20 protein-coding genes and 2 tRNA genes are annotated in these 21,582 nt (G+C 57.2%); 5 read left to right on the forward strand and 17 right to left on the reverse strand.

Going from position 1 to position 21,582, the window contains the following annotated elements; genetic code table 11:
* The 15 genes from OKC31_RS06450 to ruvA form a co-directional block, all read right to left on the reverse strand.
* Positions 1–72 (reverse strand) — tRNA-Val (locus OKC31_RS06450).
* Positions 73–103: 31 nt separating this feature from the next.
* Positions 104–179: transfer RNA gene (locus tag OKC31_RS06455), tRNA-Lys, on the reverse strand.
* Between the two features lie 174 nt (positions 180–353).
* The gene (ybgF, locus tag OKC31_RS06460) at positions 354–1,154 is read right to left on the reverse strand and encodes a tol-pal system protein YbgF (protein ID WP_064339412.1); all 801 of its coding nucleotides are present in this window, start codon (positions 1,152–1,154) and stop codon (positions 354–356) included.
* Between the two features lie 158 nt (positions 1,155–1,312).
* Positions 1,313–1,837, reverse strand: coding sequence for a peptidoglycan-associated lipoprotein Pal (gene pal, locus OKC31_RS06465; protein ID WP_005304908.1), 525 nt, complete (start codon positions 1,835–1,837; stop codon positions 1,313–1,315).
* 49 nt (positions 1,838–1,886) lie between these two features.
* Complete coding sequence (gene tolB, locus OKC31_RS06470; RefSeq protein ID WP_005335728.1) at positions 1,887–3,212, reverse strand: Tol-Pal system beta propeller repeat protein TolB; 1,326 nt, start codon at positions 3,210–3,212, stop codon at positions 1,887–1,889.
* Positions 3,213–3,307: 95 nt separating this feature from the next.
* Positions 3,308–4,441: a cell envelope integrity protein TolA gene (tolA, locus tag OKC31_RS06475; RefSeq protein ID WP_013723471.1), complete on the reverse strand. Its 1,134-nt coding sequence runs from the start codon at positions 4,439–4,441 to the stop codon at positions 3,308–3,310.
* Positions 4,442–4,446: 5 nt separating this feature from the next.
* A complete protein-coding gene (gene tolR / locus OKC31_RS06480; RefSeq protein WP_005354757.1) occupies positions 4,447–4,893 on the reverse strand; it encodes a protein TolR in 447 nt (148 codons plus the stop codon).
* Positions 4,893–5,582, reverse strand: coding sequence for a protein TolQ (gene tolQ / locus OKC31_RS06485; protein ID WP_005335735.1), 690 nt, complete (start codon positions 5,580–5,582; stop codon positions 4,893–4,895). The genes tolR and tolQ overlap by 1 nt, the downstream gene beginning before the upstream one ends.
* Positions 5,572–5,979, reverse strand: coding sequence for a tol-pal system-associated acyl-CoA thioesterase (gene ybgC / locus OKC31_RS06490; protein ID WP_247823471.1), 408 nt, complete (start codon positions 5,977–5,979; stop codon positions 5,572–5,574). Before ybgC ends, tolQ begins: the two co-directional genes overlap by 11 nt.
* Before the next feature lie 105 nt (positions 5,980–6,084).
* Complete coding sequence (locus OKC31_RS06495; protein ID WP_041202810.1) at positions 6,085–6,396, reverse strand: cyd operon YbgE family protein; 312 nt, start codon at positions 6,394–6,396, stop codon at positions 6,085–6,087.
* A complete protein-coding gene (gene cydX / locus OKC31_RS06500) occupies positions 6,383–6,499 on the reverse strand; it encodes a cytochrome bd-I oxidase subunit CydX (protein ID WP_005304933.1) in 117 nt (38 codons plus the stop codon). Before cydX ends, OKC31_RS06495 begins: the two co-directional genes overlap by 14 nt.
* A gap of 14 nt (positions 6,500–6,513) precedes the next feature.
* Positions 6,514–7,650: a cytochrome d ubiquinol oxidase subunit II gene (gene cydB / locus OKC31_RS06505; protein ID WP_005335741.1), complete on the reverse strand. Its 1,137-nt coding sequence runs from the start codon at positions 7,648–7,650 to the stop codon at positions 6,514–6,516.
* Between the two features lie 11 nt (positions 7,651–7,661).
* Positions 7,662–9,218: a cytochrome ubiquinol oxidase subunit I gene (locus OKC31_RS06510; protein WP_005335743.1), complete on the reverse strand. Its 1,557-nt coding sequence runs from the start codon at positions 9,216–9,218 to the stop codon at positions 7,662–7,664.
* A 934-nt stretch (positions 9,219–10,152) separates the two neighbouring features.
* Positions 10,153–11,163: a Holliday junction branch migration DNA helicase RuvB gene (gene ruvB, locus OKC31_RS06515; protein WP_005335744.1), complete on the reverse strand. Its 1,011-nt coding sequence runs from the start codon at positions 11,161–11,163 to the stop codon at positions 10,153–10,155.
* An 8-nt stretch (positions 11,164–11,171) separates the two neighbouring features.
* Positions 11,172–11,786 carry a Holliday junction branch migration protein RuvA gene (gene ruvA / locus OKC31_RS06520; protein ID WP_005335746.1) on the reverse strand — a complete coding sequence of 205 codons (615 nt, stop codon included), beginning with the start codon at positions 11,784–11,786 and terminating at the stop codon, positions 11,172–11,174.
* Positions 11,787–12,046: 260 nt separating this feature from the next.
* Here ruvA and OKC31_RS06525 point away from each other — a divergent pair, with 260 nt between their 5' ends.
* A complete protein-coding gene (locus OKC31_RS06525; protein WP_247823472.1) occupies positions 12,047–14,056 on the forward strand; it encodes a methyl-accepting chemotaxis protein in 2,010 nt (669 codons plus the stop codon).
* A gap of 81 nt (positions 14,057–14,137) precedes the next feature.
* Here the strand turns inward: OKC31_RS06525 and lysE are convergent, their stop codons facing one another.
* A complete protein-coding gene (gene lysE / locus OKC31_RS06530) occupies positions 14,138–14,746 on the reverse strand; it encodes an L-lysine exporter (RefSeq protein ID WP_021231753.1) in 609 nt (202 codons plus the stop codon).
* Between the two features lie 206 nt (positions 14,747–14,952).
* Positions 14,953–15,735: a LuxR family transcriptional regulator gene (locus OKC31_RS06535; RefSeq protein ID WP_005335753.1), complete on the reverse strand. Its 783-nt coding sequence runs from the start codon at positions 15,733–15,735 to the stop codon at positions 14,953–14,955.
* Between the two features lie 62 nt (positions 15,736–15,797).
* Here OKC31_RS06535 and OKC31_RS06540 point away from each other — a divergent pair, with 62 nt between their 5' ends.
* The 4 genes from OKC31_RS06540 (at position 15,798) to OKC31_RS06555 (ending at position 21,580) form a co-directional block, all read left to right on the forward strand.
* The gene (locus OKC31_RS06540) at positions 15,798–16,448 is read left to right on the forward strand and encodes an acyl-homoserine-lactone synthase (RefSeq protein ID WP_219595115.1); all 651 of its coding nucleotides are present in this window, start codon (positions 15,798–15,800) and stop codon (positions 16,446–16,448) included.
* Positions 16,449–16,649: 201 nt separating this feature from the next.
* Entirely contained in the window at positions 16,650–17,549 is a 900-nt protein-coding gene (locus tag OKC31_RS06545) for a LysR family transcriptional regulator ArgP (protein WP_247823473.1), read from the forward strand.
* Between the two features lie 99 nt (positions 17,550–17,648).
* The gene (locus OKC31_RS06550) at positions 17,649–19,685 is read left to right on the forward strand and encodes an exoribonuclease II (RefSeq protein WP_247823474.1); all 2,037 of its coding nucleotides are present in this window, start codon (positions 17,649–17,651) and stop codon (positions 19,683–19,685) included.
* A gap of 254 nt (positions 19,686–19,939) precedes the next feature.
* Positions 19,940–21,580, forward strand: a complete 1,641-nt coding sequence (locus OKC31_RS06555) for a sensor domain-containing diguanylate cyclase (protein WP_042081544.1) — start codon at positions 19,940–19,942, stop codon at positions 21,578–21,580.
* The last annotated feature ends 2 nt before the right edge of the window (positions 21,581–21,582 follow it).

The raw sequence follows: 21,582 nt of genomic DNA on the forward strand, positions 1-21,582 counted from the left end.
GGTCGTTACTGGGATCGAACCAGTGACCCCCTCCTTGTAAGGGAGGTGCTCTCCCAGCTGAGCTAAACGACCTGGGAATTCTGTCTCCACCGAGTGGAGAAAATGGTGGGTCGTGCTGGATTCGAACCAGCGACCAATTGATTAAAAGTCAACTGCTCTACCGACTGAGCTAACGACCCTCACCACGACCAGTTCCGACTGCATTACTGCTTCGGCTCTGACGGCGGCCTATATTACGGATTTAAATTTCCGGTGCAACAGAAAATTCGTAATTTAAATCCGTTTGCTCACTGTGCGTACAAATGCAGGCTGTTTTTACAGTAGCGTTACGAAAACAGTGACATACAGCAATGTTACAGCTTGGCCAGACTCTGTTTGGCCAACTGGGCTGGCGAGGTGTTGGGATAGCCCTTGATCACCTGCTCATAGAAGGATTTGGCTTCCGCCTTCTTGCCATCCAGTTGCGCCAGCATACCCAGCTTCAGCAGCGCATCGGCTCGCTTGGGGGATTTGCTGTATTTGTTGGCCACGGTCGAAAACTGGGCCGAGGCTCCGGCTCTGTCACCCTTGTTGAACAGCAACTGGCCGAGCCAGTAGTGTGCATTGGGAACATAGCCCGAATTGGGGTACTGCTTGATGAAGCCCTGGAAAGCCGGAATGGCTTTGTCGTAGTTCTTCTCTTTGAGCACCATGTTGACCGCTGCGTCGTAGGCCTGATTCTCATCCTGATTGGTTGAGTAATTGGCGGCAGCAGCCGGTGTGGCAGCAGCAGGGGCCGGGGCGGCTGGCGCAGCTTGCTGGCTGCTGGCAACCTTGTCGAGCTCCTGATAGAGCTGGCGCTGGCGCTCTTGCGACTGTTCCATCTGGTAGGTCTGCTGCTCCAGCTGACCACGCAGCTCGGAGACCTCCCCTTGCAGGGAGTCGACCTGTTGCTGCAATTCAGCTTGCAGTCGCAGACGGGCATTGAGGGTGCGCTCCAGCAGGGCAACCCTATCTTCCAGGCTACCGGTGGGCACGATGGCGCCGTTGTTGCCGCTAAGGACAACCCCACCACTTGAGTCACCGCCCAGATCGCTGACCGGTGCCGCAGCTTGCGCATTCAGAGCAACCATTACGGCCAGCGCAACGACAGCTTGCTTGTACACAGATTTCATTCGGATCAAACCTTAGCGTTTAGTACAGATAAAACGGCCAGCGCCATCGTCGCTCGCATATACAGATTTCATTCGGATCAAACCTTGGCGTTTAGTGCAAATAAAACGGCCATCGAAATGGCCGCTTGCATATAAACGAACTTCGTTCGGTTTAAACCTTAGTAAACCAGAACCGCGCGGCGGTTTTTGGCAAAGGCATCCTCGGTGTGGGACATGTCCAGCGGCTTCTCTTCGCCATAGCTGACGATGGAGAGCTGCTCGGCCTGCACACCCAGGGTTTGCAGATACTTGGCAACAGCCTTGGCACGACGCTCGCCCAGGGCGATGTTGTACTCCGGAGTACCGCGCTCATCGGCGTGACCTTCGATCAGGACTTTAACGCTCGGGCGCTCGCGCAGGTAGCTGGCGTGGGCATCCAGCAGATCAGCGTACTGACCCTGGATATCGTAACCGTCGAACGGGAAGTAGATCACGTTGTCACGCTGCAGTGCTTCGAACTTCTGACGCATCTGCTCTTCCGGGGACAACATGCCGTTGGCGCCGCCGGTTTGTACACCGCCCATGCCGTCGGTCATACCTGATTCAGCGCCAGCGGCGTCGGAATCAGAAGAAGAACTACAAGCGGCCAGGGTGAACAGTGGCAGTGCGATGGCCAAACCCTTGAGCAGTTTATTGAGTTGCATGCTATTTCCTTAAACCTTTATAACAAAACAAAAAACAATTGGATTTTTATCAATTCAAGAAGGGCGACCAAGCTGGTGCACGAATTTCACCGCTACTGGTCGGAAGCACAGCCTTGAAGCGACCATCAGTCGACACCAACGCGAGACTCTTACGACCCTGATAGATGGTGGCATAAATGATCATGCTGCCATTGGGAGCCACACTTGGCGACTCATCCAGAGCACTCTGGGTAAGGACCAACAGGGCATTGTTTTCCATGTCCTGACGGGCAATACGATACTGTCCCTGAACACGGGTCACCATCACCATGATTTTGCCATCAGGAGTGATGGATGCACCCTGGTTGGATTCACCTTCCCAAGTCATCCGGCGAGTCATACCAGTCGCCAAATTTACGCTATAAATCTGGGGTTTGCCACCACGTTCAGAGGTGAACAACAAATTTTGCCCATCCGGCATCCAGGAGGGTTCAGTGTCGATCACACGGCTGGTTGTGACGCGGGTCAGCTGCTTGCTAGCGACATCAACCACATAGAGGTTCGGTGAACCATCTTTGGAGAGAACGATAGCCAGACGACGACCATCCGGAGACCACTCCGGCGCCCCGTTGATACCACGGAAACTGGTGATCAGACTGCGCTGCTGGGTGTAGATATCCTGCACATAGATTTCGGACTTCTGGTTCTCGAAGCTCACGTAAGCCAGCTTGCTGCCATCCGGTGACCAGGCCGGAGACATCAACGGTTCGCGGGAGCGCAGCAGGGTCTTCTCGTTGTAACCGTCGTAGTCAGAAATACGCAGCTGGTACGGGAACTGGGTACCCTGCTGTACGGAGACGTAAGCCAGACGGGTCAGGAAGGCACCGCGCTCGCCAGTCAGACGCTCATAGACGATGTCTGAGATACGGTGGGCAAACTGGCGCATCTGGGCACCCGGGATGGTCGCCATGCGGCTATCCAGGATGTAACCATTGCTCTCGCCACCTTGCGCCTTGGCCAGCTGGCCTTTCAGCACATCGACCAGCTCGAAGTTGACCTTGTAAGTGCCGTCACCCACTGCCGAAATGGAACCCACCACCACGGCTTCAACCCCTTGGGAGGCCCAGGGAGCGAAGTTGATCTCGCTGCTGCTGCTCGGGGTCTGCGGCATCTGGCCACGGGCCAGCGGCTTGAACTTGCCGCTGCGCATCAGGTCGTTGGAGACCACTTCCGCGATGTCCTGCGGCAACTGCCCGTTACCTTCCCACTTGAAGGGGGCGACGGCGATGGGGCGTGCGCTATCAATACCGCCGGTGATGACGATGTCCAGGGCCGCCTGGGCACTCTGGCCCAGCAACAAACAGCCAACCAAAGCAAAAAATACTTTTCTGATCATGGCTTAAATACTCGGTTCCAATATAGATGAGAGGTTAAATTCCTTTCTCGGCGAGAGGTTGCCAACCGGAGGCAAGCAACCTCGTTTTATCACGCTTAGATACTCGGTTCTAACTTCAGGTTAAATTCCTTCAACATCTCGAATGCCGCAGGATCCTTGGGCACAGGCAGTTGATTGGCTTTCAAAACAGCCGCCTTACCGGAACGACAAACCGCCGGGTCACCCTGGCCGTTATCTACCGATATGACAAAGCCACTGCTCGCAAGACGTACGCCGATAGTACATGTTTTGCCCCGCATGGTGGGATCCAAAATCATATACCGCTCAACAGTGGCCTTGATGAGCGCCGCATATTTGTCGACTTCGCCCTGGGCTGCTGCCGATGCCGCCTGACTGCGGGCATTAGCCTCAGCCGACAGCTGCTGCTGCATCATCTCTTCCATCTCTTTTTGCAGCTTGGCTTGCTCGGCGGCTTTACGCTTGCGCTCAGCCGCGATCTTGGCCTGCTTTTCGGCCTCTGCCTTGGCTTTCTTCTCTGCGTCAGCTTTTGCCTTTTTCTCAGCCTCTTCCTTGGCCTTCTTCTCGGCCTCGGCTTTGGCTTTTTTCTCTGCTTCTGCCTTAGCTTTCTTCTCGGCTTCGGCTTTGGCCTTCTTGTCAGCTTCCGCTTTCTTGGCCTTGGCTTCTGCCGCCTTGGCCTTCTCTTCAGCCTCTTTCTTCTCTTGTTCCTTTTTCTTCTTCAGTGCCAACGCCTTGCTCTCGGCTTCCGCCGCTTTACGCTCGGCTTCAGCCTTCTTGGCCTTCTGTTCTTCCAGCTTGCGGGCTTCCTCGGCTTTTTGGGCCTTCTCTTCCGCCTGCTTCTGCTCGGCAACCTTCTTCTGCTTCTCGGCCTCGGCCTTGCGAGTCGCCTCTTCGGCCTGCTTGCGCTTGGTCTCGGCGATGCGAAGCTGCTCCTGTTTCTGAGCCAGCTCGCGCTTGGCGAGATCCGTGTCTTCCTTATCCTTCTCTTTCTCTACCTTTTGAGGCTTGGGCTGAGATTTCTGCTGCTGGATCTGCTTGGCCTGTTCGTTGAGGAAGTTCTCATCGAGCATGACGGCATTGACGATCTGCCCCTTCGATTCGGGTCGTTTCGGTTTGCTGAAATCGAGCCCGACAAACAGGATGATGCCGATGATCAGGTGCAGCAGAAACGACGCGATGAGATAACCGGAAATACCACGCTTCACATCCATCTCCGTTAGTTCACCGGATCTGTCATCAGGCCAACCTGAGGCACACCCGCTTTCTTGAGGGCCACCATCAACAGGATCACCTCTTCGTAGCGCACGGCCTTGTCACCCGCGACCACCACGGGGGCATTCTGGTTGATCGCCAGATAGCCCATGGCTTTTTCGGTGATGTATTGCTGCATAGCCTCTGGCGTGCCGCTTGGCACCGGCTCGTCATCGGCTTCGCCAGCCTTGATGACATACTCGCCTTCGGTATTGACGCTGACGATGAAGGGCGGCTTGGCATCTTCCGGCAACTGCTCGGACTCAGCCTGTGGCAGATCCACCTTGACCCCTTGCGTGATCACCGGCGTGACCGCCATAAAGATGATAAGCAGCACCAGCATGACGTCGATATAGGGAACCACGTTGATCTCGGCCACCTTCTTACGCCGGATCCGCTGATAGGTTTGCATTACTGATCACCCTGCTGCTGTGCAATTTGACGGTTCAGAATTGTGGTGAACTCGTCCATGAAGTTGGCGTAGGCGTTCTCCAGCCGCTCGACCTTGTTGGAGAAGCGGTTGTAGAAGATAACCGCCGGGATAGCGGCAAACAGACCCATGGCGGTAGCGATCAGCGCTTCCGCGATACCCGGTGCCACCATCTGCAAGGTAGCCTGCTGCACCTGACCCAGGGCGATAAAGGCGTTCATGATCCCCCATACGGTACCAAACAGACCGATATAGGGGCTGATGGAGCCGATGGTCGCCAGCACCGGCAAGTTGGATTCCAGATCATCCACCGCGCGGGAGAGGGAGACGCGCATGGCGCGGTAGGTACCATCCATCACCGCATCCTGACCACGGGCACCGGCCTTGAGCAAGCGGGCATACTCCTTGAAGCCGGAGTAGAAGATATCTTCCATGCCTTCGATATCATCGCGGCGGGAAGAGGACTCCTGATAGAGGCGATTGAGATCGACCCCTGACCAGAAGCGATCTTCAAACTGTTCCGATGCGAGATTGGCCGCCTTGATCGCCTTTGAACGCTGGATAATCAGCGCCCACGAGACAATAGACATGCTCATCAGGGTCATCATGACCAGTTTTACCAACAGGCTGGCTTGCCAAAACAGGCCAATAAACGAAATTTCAGCGTGCACTTAACAGCACTCCCTTGATTTTTTCAGGTATAGCTACAGGTTTCATTTGCGGATGACTGACACAGGCTATCTGTACCATGGCCAGGGTGATCAGTCGTCCATCAGCCGCCAGGATCTGCTGCGAAAAGCGCAGGGATGCGCGTTTCACTTCAATCACTTGCGTTAATACATTCAATAGTTCATTAAAACGGGCCGCCGAGCGGAAATCGATCTCAGTTCGGCTCACCACGAAGGCATATCCCTCCTGCAGCCAGACGTCCTGTTCGACCCCTTTGGCACGAAGAAACTCGGTGCGAGCACGTTCCATAAACTTGAGATAATTGGCGTTGTAGACGATGCCCCCGGCGTCGGTGTCTTCGTAGTAGACACGCACCGGAAACTCAAAGACTTCCCCCATAACAATCTGTGATCCATTCGACAGTCAGATGGGGGGCTATCATAGCGCAGGGCTGAATAGGAAAGAAGCAGGGGGAGACAGGGAAATCCTGCCTCCCCCCGTTTTTTATGAAAGGAAATATGAATGTGTCAGCCAGAGGCCATACAACAAACTGGGCCAGGCGAGCCAGGGGTTGAACAGCACACGTCCGGGCAGGCTTTTCAGATGAAAGCCAAGCCCGTTAAGTACGCCACAACAGACGGCCCACATCAGCCAGGGAGCAAGCCAGAGACCATGCTCGCTGGTGTTGGCCGCGATCAGATTGGGGGCCTGTAAAATAGCGACGGCCAACAAGGCCGCCGCGAGTAACATCAACCCCTGCCACGGCTGCCGCTCCAGTGGAGCGGCCAGCCTGGCGAGTCGATCACTTGTTTTCATCGATCTGACGATCCATGTTCTCGGTGTGTTCCAGCCACAGCGCATTGATGATGCCAAATGCACAGGCCAGCAACAGCCCCAGGATCCAGGTGAAATACCACATTGTCAGCGCACCTCTTAATAGAGAGATTGTTGGTTATCTTCGATGTGCTTGTTGGTTACCCGGCCAAACATCTTGATGTAAGTCCAGATGGTGTAACCCAGCACAATCGGTACGAAGATAGCTGCAGCCACAGTCATCACCTGCAAGGTGTTGAAAGAGGCGGTAGCATCCCACATGGTCAGGCTCAGTGACGGCTCAAGGCTTGAGGGCATCACGAACGGGAACATGGAGAAACCGGCAGTGAGGATGACCCCGGCAATCGCCAGCGAGGAGCTGGTAAACGCCAGCCAGCCGATGTTCATGCGGGCAAACAGCGCAGTCAGCAGGCTCATGGCCAGGCCCAGTACAGGGGCAGCAACCATCCACGGATAGAGGGTGTAGTTGTTCATCCAGGCACCAGCCTGCAGGACAACTTCCTTGTTCATCGGGTTGGATACCGCGTCAGTCGCGGCAGCCTTGACGATGACATACCCTTCCATACCGCTTACCCACCAACCCGCGGCAGCAAACAGCACCAGGGTCAGCAGTGAGCAGATCATGGCGGCAGTGCGGGAACGTGCCAGCACTTCACCGTCGGTCTTCATCATCAACCAGGTTGCGCCCTGGGTGAGCAGCATGAACAGGCTCACCAGACCAGCCAGAATGCCGAACGGGTTAAGCAGACCAAAGAAGTTGCCGTGATAGGTCAACATCATGAACTGGTTAAACTCGAACGGAACGCCTTGCAGCAGGTTGCCAAAGGCCACACCAAAGACGATCGGCGGTACGGCGCTGCCGGCGAACAAGGCCCAATCCCAGTTGCTGCGCCATTTGGCATCAGCACGCAGGGAGCGGTACTTGAAACCGACCGGACGCAGGAACAGCGCCATCAAGGTCAGGATCATGGCGATGTAGAAGCCGGAGAAGGTCGCGGCATACACCATCGGCCAGGCGGCGAACAAGGCACCACCGGCAGTGACCAGCCAAACCTGGTTACCTTCCCAGTGCGGTCCCATGGTGTTGAGCATCACGCGGCGCTCGACATCTTTCTTGCCAACGAACGGGAGCAGTGCGCCTACCCCCATGTCGAAGCCGTCAGTGATGGCAAAACCGATCAGCAGCACGCCGACCAGAGCCCACCAGATGACACGCAGAGTTTCGTAATCAAACATGGTCGCTCTCCTTATGCCTTGATCTGTTCAAAGTGATACTTGCCAGTCTTCAGGCTGCTGGGGCCAAGACGGGCATACTTGAACATCAGGTACATCTCGATAACCAGAAGTACGGTATAGAACAGGCAGATACCGATCAGAGAGAACCAGATCTCGGCTGCAGGCAAGTTGGATGCAGAGAGGGAAGTCGGCAACACCTCTGCAATGGTCCACGGTTGGCGACCATATTCAGCAACAAACCAGCCAGCTTCGATCGCGATCCACGGCAGCGGGATACCCCACAGCAGACCCTTGAGCAGCCACTTGCGCTTGCCGATCTGGTGACGGGCACTGTCATAGAAGGCCATACCAATCAGCACCAGCATCAGCATGCCGACGGCAACCATGATGCGGAAGGCGAAGAACAGCGGCAGTACCTGCGGGATGGAGTCATCCACGGCGGCCTTAATCTGCTCGTCGGTAGCATCGGTCACGTTGCTGGTGTAGCGCTTGAGCAGCAGACCGTAGCCCAGATCCTGTTTCACTTCGTCGAAGCGAGCGCGGGTCTCGTCAGACTTGTCACCGGATTGCAGCTTGGTCAGCAGGTCGTAAGCGGTCATACCGTTACGAACGCGCAGTTCGTGCTCGCTCTTCAGATCCTTCAGACCGGTTACCTGACCGTCCAGAGAACGGGTTGCGATAATGCCCAGCGCATAGGGGATCTTGATGGCGTAGTCGGTGCGCATCTCTTCCTGATTCGGAATACCGAACAGGGTAAAGGCGGCCGGAGCAGGTTCAGTTTCCCACTCAGCTTCGATAGCGGCCAGTTTCACCTTCTGCACTTCACCGGTCTCGTATCCGGATTCGTCACCGAGGATCAGCACGGACACGATGGAAGCCATACCGAACGCGGCGGCAATGGCGAAAGAGCGACGGGCAAAGGCCACATCACGATTCTTCAGCAGGTAGTAGGAGGAGATACCCAGCACAAACATGGCGCCACAGGTATAACCAGCTGCCACAGTGTGGACGAACTTGACCTGAGCAACCGGGTTGAGCACCACGTCAGCGAAGCTCATCATCTCCATCCGCATGGATTCGAAGTTGAACTCTGCACCGACCGGGTTCTGCATCCAGCCGTTGGCGACCAGGATCCAGAGGGCTGAAAGGTTGGTACCCAGCGCCATCAACCAGGTGGCAGCCAGGTGCTGATGCTTGCTCAGACGATCCCAACCAAAGAAGAACATACCGACGAAGGTGGACTCCAGGAAGAAGGCCATCAGCCCTTCGATAGCCAGCGGGGCCCCGAAGATATCGCCGACATAATGGGAGTAGTAAGCCCAGTTCGTCCCGAACTGGAACTCCATGGCCAGACCTGTGGTGACCCCCAAGGCAAAGTTGATACCAAACAACTTACCCCAGAATTTGGTCATGTCCCGGTAGATGGTGTTGTTGGTCATCACATAGACGGATTCCATGATCGCCAGGAGAAAGGCCATTCCCAGCGTCAGGGGTACAAACAAAAAGTGATAAAGGGCCGTCGCAGCGAACTGGAACCGCGATAGGTCTACCACATGCTCAGCAATCATGATGTTTCCTCACCGATTATTGGCACGGCTATTTTAAGTTTTAAGCACAAAGCTTCCGTTGGAGGTTATCGAATGAGCCTTATTGGGACGTATCACAACAAAACGCGTTCAGTAACCACTGGCATTAACAACAAGGCAATACGAGAACACAAATAAAGCTAATGTTTAACAATTCCAAAACAATCAGCCTAAATTTATTCTCGCCCATGATGACCGGGTTTTTATATCACCTTTATTTGATTGAAATCAATGTAAAAGGACCCGCCATACATGGCTTTGAAAGGCATTTTTAATCTATTTCACGATTATTGACGCGAGCCAGATCACAAAACACGATAAAGCGTAAAACATTGATTTAAATCAATTTAAGAATTTAACATCCCGCCACTCGGTTTAATTTGAAAAGCGTGAATGACGCGCCTTTTTCCATGTTATCCGAGTCAGACAATCTGATTCGAAAACTCAATTTAAAATTGCAAAGAATGCATACTCATGCGAACCAATTTCATCAACAAAGACATTAGATAAACTAATTTGAAGAGTGCAATTTTTCTTGTTTGCCGGGGTCGATTCGAACTCCTACAATGCGCCTCGCAGTGAGGGCATACCCTTGGATACAGGCCGGTTAATCCGGGTTCACGGTACGTATTCGACGATCAATTTGAACCTGTCTATTGGAATCGAAGATGAAAAAGTTTGTTGCTAAAACCATCCGTTACTACAAGCTTTCCTTTGTTCAGCTCTATCAACTGAACCGACTCTGAGAGCTCGCGACGGCTCACCTGTTTATTTTCCGGTCTGTGTCCAGACGCACTCACTGTCTGTGAACATCCATCCTGAATTGTCTTTGCCCACCGCATCCGCCGTGGGCTTTTTTTTGCCCGGATAATAAAAAACCGCCTTTGACGGCGGTTTCATGTTCAAACGACTGTTTTTACTTCTCATCTGGTCGCTGAAGACCGAAATGAGCGTAGGCTCGTGTGGTCGCAATCCGTCCTCTGGGTGTACGTTGCAGATACCCTTGCTGGATCAGATAAGGCTCCAGCACATCTTCGATAGTATCTTTCTCTTCCCCGATCGCGGCGGCCAGATTATCGAGACCCACCGGGCCCCCCATAAACTTGTCTATCACAGCCAACAATAACTTGCGGTCCATGAAGTCAAAACCTTCGTTATCGACATCCAGCATGTCCATGGCGCGGGCAGCAATGGGGCCGTCGATCCGGCCATCGGATTTCACCTGGGCAAAGTCGCGCACCCGCCTTAACAAACGGTTAGCAATCCGCGGCGTGCCGCGAGAGCGACGGGCGACCTCAATGGCCCCATCTTCCGTCATGTCTAGCCCCAGACAACGGGCGCTGCGGGAGACGATATCGGTCAGGTCCTTGACGTTGTAGAACTCCAGCCGCTGGACGATACCGAAGCGATCCCGCAGCGGGCTGGTGAGTGAACCAGCCCGGGTGGTGGCGCCAATCAGGGTGAAGGGAGGCAGATCCAGCTTGATGGAACGAGCCGCTGGCCCCTCCCCGATCATAATGTCGAGCTGGTAATCCTCCATCGCCGGATAGAGCACCTCCTCCACCACCGGGCTGAGGCGATGGATCTCGTCGATGAACAGCACATCGTTCGGTTCGAGGTTGGTGAGCAGCGCCGCCAGATCCCCCGCTTTCTCCAGCACCGGGCCGGAGGTGGTCTTGATATTGACCCCCATCTCGTTAGCGACGATGTTGGCGAGGGTAGTCTTGCCCAGACCCGGCGGGCCGAAGATCAACAGGTGATCGAGCGCTTCACCGCGCTGACGGGCCGCTTCGATAAAGATCTCCATCTGTTCGCAGACGGTATCCTGACCGGTGTAGTCAGCCAGCTTCTTGGGGCGGATAGCCCGGTCAATAATGTCATCCTCACGGGCGGCACTGGCCGAGATGAGGCGGTCTGCTTCAATCATCAACTACCTCATACCAGGCTACGCAGGGATTCACGGATGATATCTTCCACCGACATCCCCTCTTTGGCGATCTTGCTGACAATCTGACTCGCCTGCTGCGGCTTGTAACCTAGGGCCACCAGCGCACTGGCCGCCTCCTCGGTCACATCCGGTGCCCGCAATTCGGGCTCACTGGCTGGCAAGGTGACCATGGCCGGGGAGAAGAGGTCGTGACTGACCCAGCCCTTGAGGCGATCCTTCATCTCCACCACCAGCCGCTCGGCGGTCTTCTTGCCGACTCCCGGCAGTTTGACCAAAGAGCTTATCTCTTCACGTTCGACACTCAGCACGAATTGGGTAGCTGTCATGCCGGAAAGAATTGCCAGCGCCAGCTTGGGGCCGACTCCGTTGGTTTTGATCAGCTCGCGGAACAGTGCCCGCTCCTGTTTGTGGTTAAAACCATAGAGCAACTGGGCATCTTCCCGCACCACGAAGTGAGTATGGATGGTCGCTTCCTTGCCGATCTCCGGCAAATCATAGAAGCAGCTCATCGGCATCTGCACCTCATAGCCAACCCCGCCCACTTCCAGCAGGACCTCGGGGGGCTGCTTTTCAATGACAATGCCTCTCAAGCGACCAATCACGGCTCTCTCCTCACCAATACAACTATTCGTAAATTGGCTCATAGCATAAAGAATAACTGGATAAGTATCCAGCATAGGGCAGCAACACCCTTGTGGTCAGAGAGGCTTTTTATCCAATTTTCCACCATGCTTGATCGGGTGCAGCCAGTGCACGGGATGTTTCAGCGCCGCACCGGCCCCCGAGCGGGGGATAAACCACTACACTAAACCCGTTCGGAACCGAAACTGGTGCCAATGTCGATACCAAGGAAGGCCATCACATGAAAATTGTTACCACCTCCAATCTGGGTCTTGCCATATTGCTCGGCTGTACGCTGGGCATGGGGGTCGTTGGCTGGTATGGCAGCCAGCGGCTAGCCAATCTGCTCTCCTATGTCCTGGGCGCCGCCTGGCAGACCGCCGACGGTGCCATGGAGGGCTCCATAGAGCTGGGCAACCAACAGCTACAGATTCAGAAGATGCAAAACGGCACCCCGCTCAATCACGCCGAACTCGATGCTGCCAAGGCGGCGACCGATGATGCGCTGGCCCGGGTCAGCCAGGGGCAGCTCATTGATGGTGCAGCCCTTGCCACCATGGAACAGCACAAGCAGGACTATCAACAGCAACAAGAGAAGCTGCTGGCGCTCTATCACGCGTATACAGAGGTGGATCAGGCCCTGCATCACAACGCCGATCTGATGGCTCGCCTCTCGACCCAGCTGGAGGTGATCGGCGATGGCGCGGTCGAGGCGCTGACCCAATCCCCCGACCAGACCATCAGCTGGAACAGCGGCCTCTCCACTCGCTGGGAAGCGGCCGACGGGGGGATGGAATCCAACATAGGCTTTTTGCGCCAACTCTATGCGCTGGAGAAGATGCGCAGACAAGGAGTCACAGAGGCGATCCAAGCCGAGTTAAAAGAGGCGACCGATTTCTACCACGAAGCGGTCGACAGCATGCTCGGCACCGGGCTGTTCGATATCGAGGGAACCGGCGAATTTGCCGGCAAGACACTGTCGGCAGAGTACCGCGCCCTGTTGGCCCGGCATCAACAGCTGATGGGACAGTGGGTCGATGCGCTCGGCAGCTATCAGACCCAGCAGTCCGCCTATGAGGTCAGTGCCGATGAGCTGCGACAACAGCTGGTTGCCATCGAGGAGAGCGGCGATGCTACCGTAGAGGATCAGGTAGCCCAGCTCAACGGCATCATCAGCCAGACCCGAACCCTGCTGCTGGGTGGCCTGCTGCTGAGCCTGATCATGGTCACTCTCTGCGGCTTCTGGCTGACCCGCAAGCTGGTGACCCCGCTGCTGCAAGTGGACAAACGAATGCAGGATATCGCCGCCGGCGAGGGAGACCTCAACGCCCGCATCAACCTGCAACGGGATGACGAGATAGGCTCGCTGGCCAACAGCGTGGATCGTTTCATCGAGAAATTGCAGAAGATGATCAGCTCCACCATGGACAACAACCAGCACATCAGCGAGCACGTTCACACCTCGGTCAACCGGGTGGAAGCAATCAGCCAGAGCAGCCGCCAGACCGCCGAACATGCGCTGGCCCTGCACCACGACAGTGAGCAGATGGTGCAGGTCGCCACAGGTATCTCGGACAACTGCAGCATGGCGGCCCACAATGCCAACGAGGTGCGCCAGCTGACCACCGAGAGCAGTCAGTATGTCGCCTCCGCCAGCGCGGGCATGCAACGGGTGGTACAGGAGGTGAGCGAGTGTGCCATCGCCATCAACTCCCTCAAGGAGCAGGCGGGTCAGATTGGCCAAATCATCTCCACCATCAGCGGCATCTCGGAACAGACCAACCTGCTTGCCCTCAATGCGGCCATCGAAGCGGCCCGCGCGGGGGAGATGGGGCGTGGCTTTGCGGTGGTTGCGGACGAGGTGCGCACCCTGGCCAATCGCACCGCAACATCGAGCGCCGAGATCAGCCAAGTGATCAGCAGTATCCAGCAGCAGACCGAGACCGCCTACCTGATGATGCAGCGCAACCTCAAGACGGTGGAATCCGGCATGCAGGACTCCGAGAACACCAAACAGATCCTGTTCAAGGTGGAAGGCGCCATCGACCAGCTGGCCGACATGGTGCAGCAAGTGGCCGTGGCTACCGGGCAACTGTCACACACCCTGAGCCACTCCTCTGACAAGGTCTCCGGCATCAGTCTGCAAGCCAGAACCGGCGAACAGGAGGCACAGGAGTGTCTGCAACTCGCCTCCTCGCTCCATCAGGCCAGCCTGCTGCAGCAGCGCCTGCTCTCCCAGTTCAGAGTCTGAGCCCCTCCAATAGCAAAGATGCCACTCATGTGAGTGGCATCTTTTTGTTACCGGCCGCTCATTCCTGCCGCCTTAACTTGCTCAACGTCCTATGGCCAGTTGAACAGCCAAGCTCAACATGATGATGCCTACCAGCAGATCGATCCCCTGCTGCACCCGGCCGCGGGCCAACCAGGGCGCCAGCGCTGCGGCCCCCAGCGCCAGCGAGTAGAACCACACCAACGAGGCCAGCATGGCCCCCGCAGCAAAGGCCGGACGCAGGGACTCGCTCACCTGACTGCCAAGGGAGCCGAGCAGCATCAAAGTATCGAGATAGACGTGAGGATTGAGCAGCGTAACTCCCAGCGTCATCGCCAGCACGCTTTTGGCCCCCATCTGTTGAGCTGAATCGGCAAGCCCCTCCCCTTTACCACGCCAGGCACTGAGCAGGGAACGGCCACCAAACCAGCCGAGAAACAGCACGCCTCCCCAGGTGAGCAGCGCCATGCCGAGGGGGCTGGCGGCCAGCAGATTGGCTCCGCCAAATACGCCGATAGCAATCAGGGTGAGATCGCAGAAACTGCAGAGCGTGGCCGTCAGCAGATGGTGATTGCGATGGATACCCCGACTCAGCACAAAGGCATTCTGGGCGCCGATGGGGATGATCATGGCCAGACCGATGGTGAAGCCCTGTAATGTTGTTGCGAGCATTATGGAGAGTACCGTTCGAAATGATGAATGAGCGGCACTATAGCGATGGAGGTTCCTTCTTAGAAATTCATTGATTTACTGATTGATTCATTTTGCTAATAAAAACCGGCATACCCGCTGCTGTTACAGCCCTTGTCAATTACCGGATCTGACAATTGTGACCCTCAGAGTGCGGCAGGAGAATCTGTTGCGCCTGCGGGCTCAGCCTACTGCAGCAATCTGGGGAAGTTGGTAACCACGACTTGCTCCAGATTGGGTAGCAACAGCCCCGTACTAACCCCTTTGGCAATGGCCTGATAGCGGTTCATGGAGCCGGTTTTGCGGGTGACCTGATTGAGATGGTAATTGACCGTGCGCTCCGTGATTCCGAGGATGCAGGCGATCTCGCTAGAGGTCTTCCCTTCGCTGGCCCAGAACAGGCACTCGGTCTCGCGCTCGGTCAAGGGGTCTTTACCCGCACTGTCCATCATGCTGAAACGCACCACCCGAATGGCCGCCTCGAAGATGTAATTGGACATCCAGGAGAGGATCGGCGAGGACTCCAGCAGCAGGTCGCTCGAGGCCCGCTCGGAGGTGATGAAGGAGAGAATACCGTTCTCCCCGGCAGCACCGTGCAGAGGGAAGGAGATGCCGTTACGCAACCCGAACTCGGCTGCCAACCCCATCACGTCCATGGTTCCCTCCTGCAGAAAACTGGCCCGCTCATCAAGGCGGTTCCAGTAAATGGGCAGCGTCTGCTTGCGTGCCAGCCGGATCACCGGATCACACGCCAGCATGTTGTTTTCGGTATAGGCCTGCACCCAGGAATCGGGGCACTGGTTGAACAGCACCACCTTGGGCCTTTGCATCGACATCGGCAGGATCAGGGCGAAGCGATAGTAGTCATAGCCCATCCCGAGCGTAAAGCGACCGATCAGTTCGGCCAGACGATTGCCGTCCGTCACCGAAGTGAAATGTTCGAGGTACTCAAGCAGTTGGTCTCTGTTCATATGAAAGCCCCCTTGGCCAGACATGTGATTATAACGGCGAATAGCAAGATAGAGGGTCCATAATGTTGGTTTTTAAAGGAAAATTGAGAGAACATCCACGAAACGAGGTGGAGAATGAACTCTATCGCTTTCGAAATCGCGTCTTTTCCGACCGGCTAGGCTGGGATGTCGAGTCTCATCGGGGCCTGGAGCGTGACAGCTTCGACACGCCAGACACCCATTGGGTTCTGATCGAGGACGAACAAGGGCTGTGTGGCTGTATTCGTCTGCTCAACTGTGCCGATGCCTATATGCTGCCCACCATCTTCCCCACCGCCCTTGCCGGTGAAAGCGCGCCACGCACCCCCGATGTCTGGGAACTCACCCGTCTGGCTATCGATGCCCAGCGCGCACCGCGCATGAGCAATGGCGTCAGCGAACTCACTTGCGTCATCTTCCGCGAGGTCTATGCCTTCGCCCATGCCCACGGGATCCGGGAGCTGCTGGCCGTCGTCAGCCTGCCGGTGGAGCGCATCTTCCGCCGACTTGGCCTGCCCATCGAGCGGCTCGGTCATCGGCAGGCGGTCGATCTGGGGGCGGTAAGGGGCGTTGGCATCCGCTTCCATCTGGATGAGCGCTTCGCGCAGGCGGTCTCCCAACCTCTGCTGGGCCATTATCAAACCAGCCATTATCCACTGCAGCAACCGTCACCGGTGCTGGCAGTTCACTCATAAAAAATCCCGGGAAAACAGACCCGGGATAAAGATGTCGCTACGATCTGCGCAGGGCTACCCCATGCGGCACCAGAGAGTATCCTCCCTCAATGGCCTGACCACTACTGTCAAAAATCACAGCGCAACGCCCCTTCCACCGCCCATTGTTGTCCCCTGCCGAGTGACGTAGAGTCAGCCCTTGGGCAACGGAAGGGGGAGAAGATGAAAGAGCTGGACTACAAACTGCTGCGGGCGCTGGATGCGGTACTGCAGGAGCAGAACTTCGATCGGGCGGCCAAGTCGCTCCATATCACCCAGTCGGCCATCTCTCAGCGGATCAAGCAGCTGGAGCAACAGTTTGCCGAGCCGCTGCTCATTCGTAGCCAGCCGCTGCAGGCCACGCCACTCGGCCAGAAACTGCTGGCCCACTATCGGCAGGTACACCAGCTCGAGCTCGAACTGGCGGGGGAGCTGACTCCCGATGAGCCGCAAGGGCCAATCCGGATCAGCATCGCAGTGAACGCCGACAGCCTGGCCACCTGGTTCCTGCCCGCCATTGCCCCCTTGTTGAAACAGCACCCCATCGAACTCAACCTGCTGGTCGATGACGAGAGCCGCACCCTCGACAAGGTCCGCGAGGGTCAGGCCTTTGGTGCGGTCAGCCTGCATCCCCAGCCGCTGGCGGGTTGCTGCGTCGACGAACTCGGTGAGATGAACTATCTGCTTACCGCCAGTCCCGCCTTCGTAGCCCGCCACTTCCCTCGCGGCCTGACTCGTGAGGCGCTGGCCAAGGCACCGGCGGTGGCGTTCGATCAGCGCGATGACATGCATGTGAGCTTTATGAGGGAACACTTCGGGCTGGAGCCGGGCGGTTATCCCTGCCATACGGTCCACTCGTCAGAGGCCTTCGTCGCCATGGCCGAACAGGGGTTGGCCTACTGTCTCATCCCCGAATTGCAGATAAGAGGCCAGCTGGCAGGCGGGTCACTACTCAACCTCAGTCCCGACCACGTCCTGACGGAACGCCTCTACTGGCACCGCTGGGTACTGGAAAAAGGGGTTCACAAGCAGCTCTCCCAACGCCTTATCGACCATGCCAGATCGCAGTTGAAACCACGCTGAGCAGGCCATTCACCTTGGCTTTGCAGGGCTAAAAACGTATAGTGCTGGGCGATCCTTCATCAGGTCTCCACCCAGGTTTTCACTTCAGGTTCCTCACTTATGTTCCAAGACAATCCGCTGCTGGCCCAGCTCAAGCAACAAATCCGCGAAAACATCCCGAAGAAAGAGGGTGTGATCCGCGCCTCGGACCGGGGCTTCGGCTTTCTGGAAGTCGATGAGAAGACCAGCTATTTCGTGCCGCCTCCCTACATGAAGAAGGTGATGCACGGTGACCGGGTGACCGCCCTGATCCGCACCGAAAAAGAGAAGGAAGTGGCCGAGCCGGATACCCTGCTGGAGCAGTCCGTCACCCGCTTCGTGGCCCGGGTCAAGATGTTCCGTGACCGCCTCAACGTGGTTGCCGACCATCCGCTGATCAAGGATGCCATCAAGGCCCGCGTCAAGAAGGGTCTGGATGAGAAAGAGTTCAAGGAAGGTGACTGGGTGGTGGCTACCCTCAAGCGCCACGCGCTGGTCGACGGCAACTTCTCGGCCGAGATCATCCAGAAGATCGCCGCCCAGGAAGATCACAATGTGCCCTGGTGGGTGGTGCTGGCACGCCACAATCTGGCCCAGGTCGAGCCGGCAGACTTGCCGGAGTGGAAGGTGATCGAAGAGGAAGATCTGCCCCGTCGTGACCTGACCAAGGTGCCCTTCTTCACCATCGACGGTGCCAAGACCAAGGATATGGACGATGCGCTGGCCATCACCAAGCTGGACAACGGCTGGGAGCTGCTGGTCGCCATCGCTGACCCGACCGCCTATGTGGCCGAAGGCAGCGAGCTGGACAAAGAGGCCGCCCAGCGCGCCTTTACCGTCTACATGCCGGGCCGCAACGTGCCGATGATCCCGCGCACCCTCTCCGATGAGCTCTGCTCCCTGAAAGAGGGCGAGGAGCGCAACACCCTGTGCGCCCGTCTGCTGATCGCCGAAGATGGTCTGCTGCTGGAGGAGACCGAGTTCTTCGCCGCCCGCATCTGCTCCCACGCCCGTCTCAACTACGACGACGTCTCCGACTGGGCCGAGCATGGCAAAGAGCTGTCTATCGACGCAGGCGTACTGGCCCAGCTGCCGCTGATGAAGGCGATGACCGAAGCACGCATCGCGTGGCGCACCGAGCATGCGCTGGTATTCCCGGATCGTCCCGACTACGACTTCGAGCTGGGCGAGAATGGCGAAGTGCTAGCTATCCACGTTGAGCCGCGCCGCATCGCCAACCGCATGGTGGAAGAGTCGATGATCGCCGCCAACATCTGCGCCGGTCGCGTGCTGGGCAAGAGCGTCGGTTACGGTATCTTCAACGTTCACACCGGCTTTGACGAAGAGTCCCTCGACGGCGCCATCGACCTGCTGAAGAGTGCCGAAGCCCCGTTCGAGCGCGACGAGATCGCCAGCCTCTCCGGCTTCTGTGCCCTGCGCCGCTGGATCGACAACCTCGACACCCGCTGGCTGGATGGCAAGATCCGCCGCTTCCAGAGCTATGCGCTGATGTCCTCCGAGCCGGGCGCCCACTATGGTTTGGGTCTGGATGCCTACGCCACCTGGACCTCCCCGATCCGTAAATACGGCGATATGGTCAACCATCGTCTGCTCAAAGCGGTCATCGCCGGCAAGACCCCAGGTGAGCGCCCGAGTCAGGAGCTCACCGAGCACCTGACCGCCTGCCGCCGCCTGCACCGCATGGTGGAGCGTGACATCGGCGACTGGCTCTATGTTCGCTACCTGAAAGCCGCGGCTGGCACCGATCAGGTATTCAACGCCGAGATCATCGACGTGATGCGTGCCGGTCTCAAGCTGCGTCTGCAGGAGAACGGCGCCGTGGTCTTCCTGCCTGCCCGCCATATTCTCGACAACAAGGATCGACTGGAGTGCAACTGGGACAACGGCCGCGTCTATCTGGACAAGACCGAAGTGGTCTACGAGCTCGGCCAGATCATCGAGGTGAAGCTGACCGAAGCGGTGGAAGAGACCCGCTCCCTTATCGCCAAACCGGCGGTAGATCTGGTACCGGGTCCGGCACCGGAAGCCCCGGCGACCGAGAGTGCGCCAGCCGATAGCAGTGAAACGACCGCTGAGACTGCCCCCAAGGCAGAATAAGCCACGTAGAATCATCTGATCTGCCCGAGAGCCCGCCATCGTGCGGGCTCTTTTTTGCCCGGCATCCCGCCCTACAAGCTGCCATATATACCGTTATGGCACACAGTTCTATCCACGATTGGCAGAGAACGCAGTGAATGTCTCCACCAGCAGGGCTGAAAGCAACCGTTATGTGCACTGCCTCTCCTTTCTGACATATTAATCAAGGAGAAATATGTCTATACTCGCTTGGGTACAATCCAAGGGATATTGGTATGCAGGAATGGGACCCGGAACACTTCACCAACTTCGCTCAGTTATGCGAAGTGAGCCTCGCCACCATCCGTGAAAAGACCGATGCCGAACGCCTCTACCTCTGGCTGAAAGCCCCCGAACCGCAACTCTACAGCTTTCAGCTCGATCACGGGCTGACCACGCTTGATCTCGCCCATCTCGGTCAACTGACCCTGCCCCACCACCTGATCGACAAGGCGATGGAGAAGGGACAACTGGTGATCGAGCAGCTCCAAGCACCGCCTGATCCCGGCGAAAATGTGGAGCCCGCCCAGCCGCAGTTACGCGCCTGTTTCCCTCTCAAGCGTCACATGAAACTGGAAGGGGTCATCTATCTGGAGACCCGCCGCCGCATCGATCGCCTCTCCTCCCACCAGCGTCAGGGCATCCAGCTCCTTATCCACTATCTGACTGCCGAGCTCAGCAATCACCTGCTCTCCAGCCAGGTCAATCAGGAGCGGGACCAGCGGCTCCATACCCAGACCGATCTGGTACAGAGTCAGGCACTGCAAGGATCCTTCCTCACCATGTTGCAGGCGCTGCACATGGTCAGCGTCACCCTCTCCCGCAGTCGCAGCGAGAACGATCTGCTGCGGGATGCCGTGCTGCTGGCCCGCAAGGAGCTGCAGTTCGATCGGGTCGCCATCTTCCTGATCGAACCCGATGGCAAGACCATGCGCGGCACCTGGGGCACCAGCGAGGACGGTGAGCTGATGGATGAACACAACTTCATCAGCCCCATTCCGGATCACCCCACGGTGCAAGAGGCGCTCAGGCGCAAGGATTACGTGCTGGTGATGGAAGATACCCCCCTCTACTACGAGAAGCAGCAGGTGGGCCGTGGCTGGAACGCCATGATATCGCTGTGGGATGGCACCACCCCCATCGGCTGGATCGCCGCCGACAACCTGCTCTGGCACCGTCCGCTCAAGGCCTATCAGAGCGAGATCTTCAAACAGTACGCCGCCATTCTGTCACAACTGCTGATCCGCCAGCGTACTCAGGAGCAGTTGGAAACCCTCAACCGCCAGCTGGAGGCCCGGGTCGCCGAACGCACCATGCAGCTGGCCGAGACCAACCGTGCGCTGGAAGAGGCCAATCACCGCCTCTCCCTGCTGTCGCTGGAAGATCCCCTCACCGGCATCGCCAACAGGCGCCAGTGGGACATCACCATGCAGCGGGAGTGGGAGTGGGCACGGCGCACCCAGAACCTGCTGGCGGTATTGATGATCGACGTCGACGAGTTCAAGGCCTACAACGACCACTTCGGCCATGCCAAGGGGGATCTCTGCCTGCAACAGGTGGCCCATGTGCTGCGGGATGCAGAGCGGCGCTGCACCAATCTGGTCGCCCGTTACGGCGGGGAAGAGTTCGTCATTCTGCTCTGCGCCCCCCAACCCGGTGAGGCCGAACAGCTGGCCGGACGGATCCACGATGGTCTTGCCCGCTTGAAAATGCCCCATCCCGCCTCGCGGGTTGCTGATTTCATTACGGTTAGCATAGGCTTTAGCTATCTGGTTCCCTCCCAGGACGGAGCATGGCAGACCCTGACTGAACAGGCTGACCAGGCGCTCTACCACGCCAAGTCGCAAGGGAGGGCCCGCACTCTGGCCTATCGGTGATC

The sequence above is a fragment of the Aeromonas sp. Y293-4 genome, assembly GCF_027705905.1.
GTDB lineage: Bacteria > Pseudomonadota > Gammaproteobacteria > Enterobacterales > Aeromonadaceae > Aeromonas > Aeromonas veronii.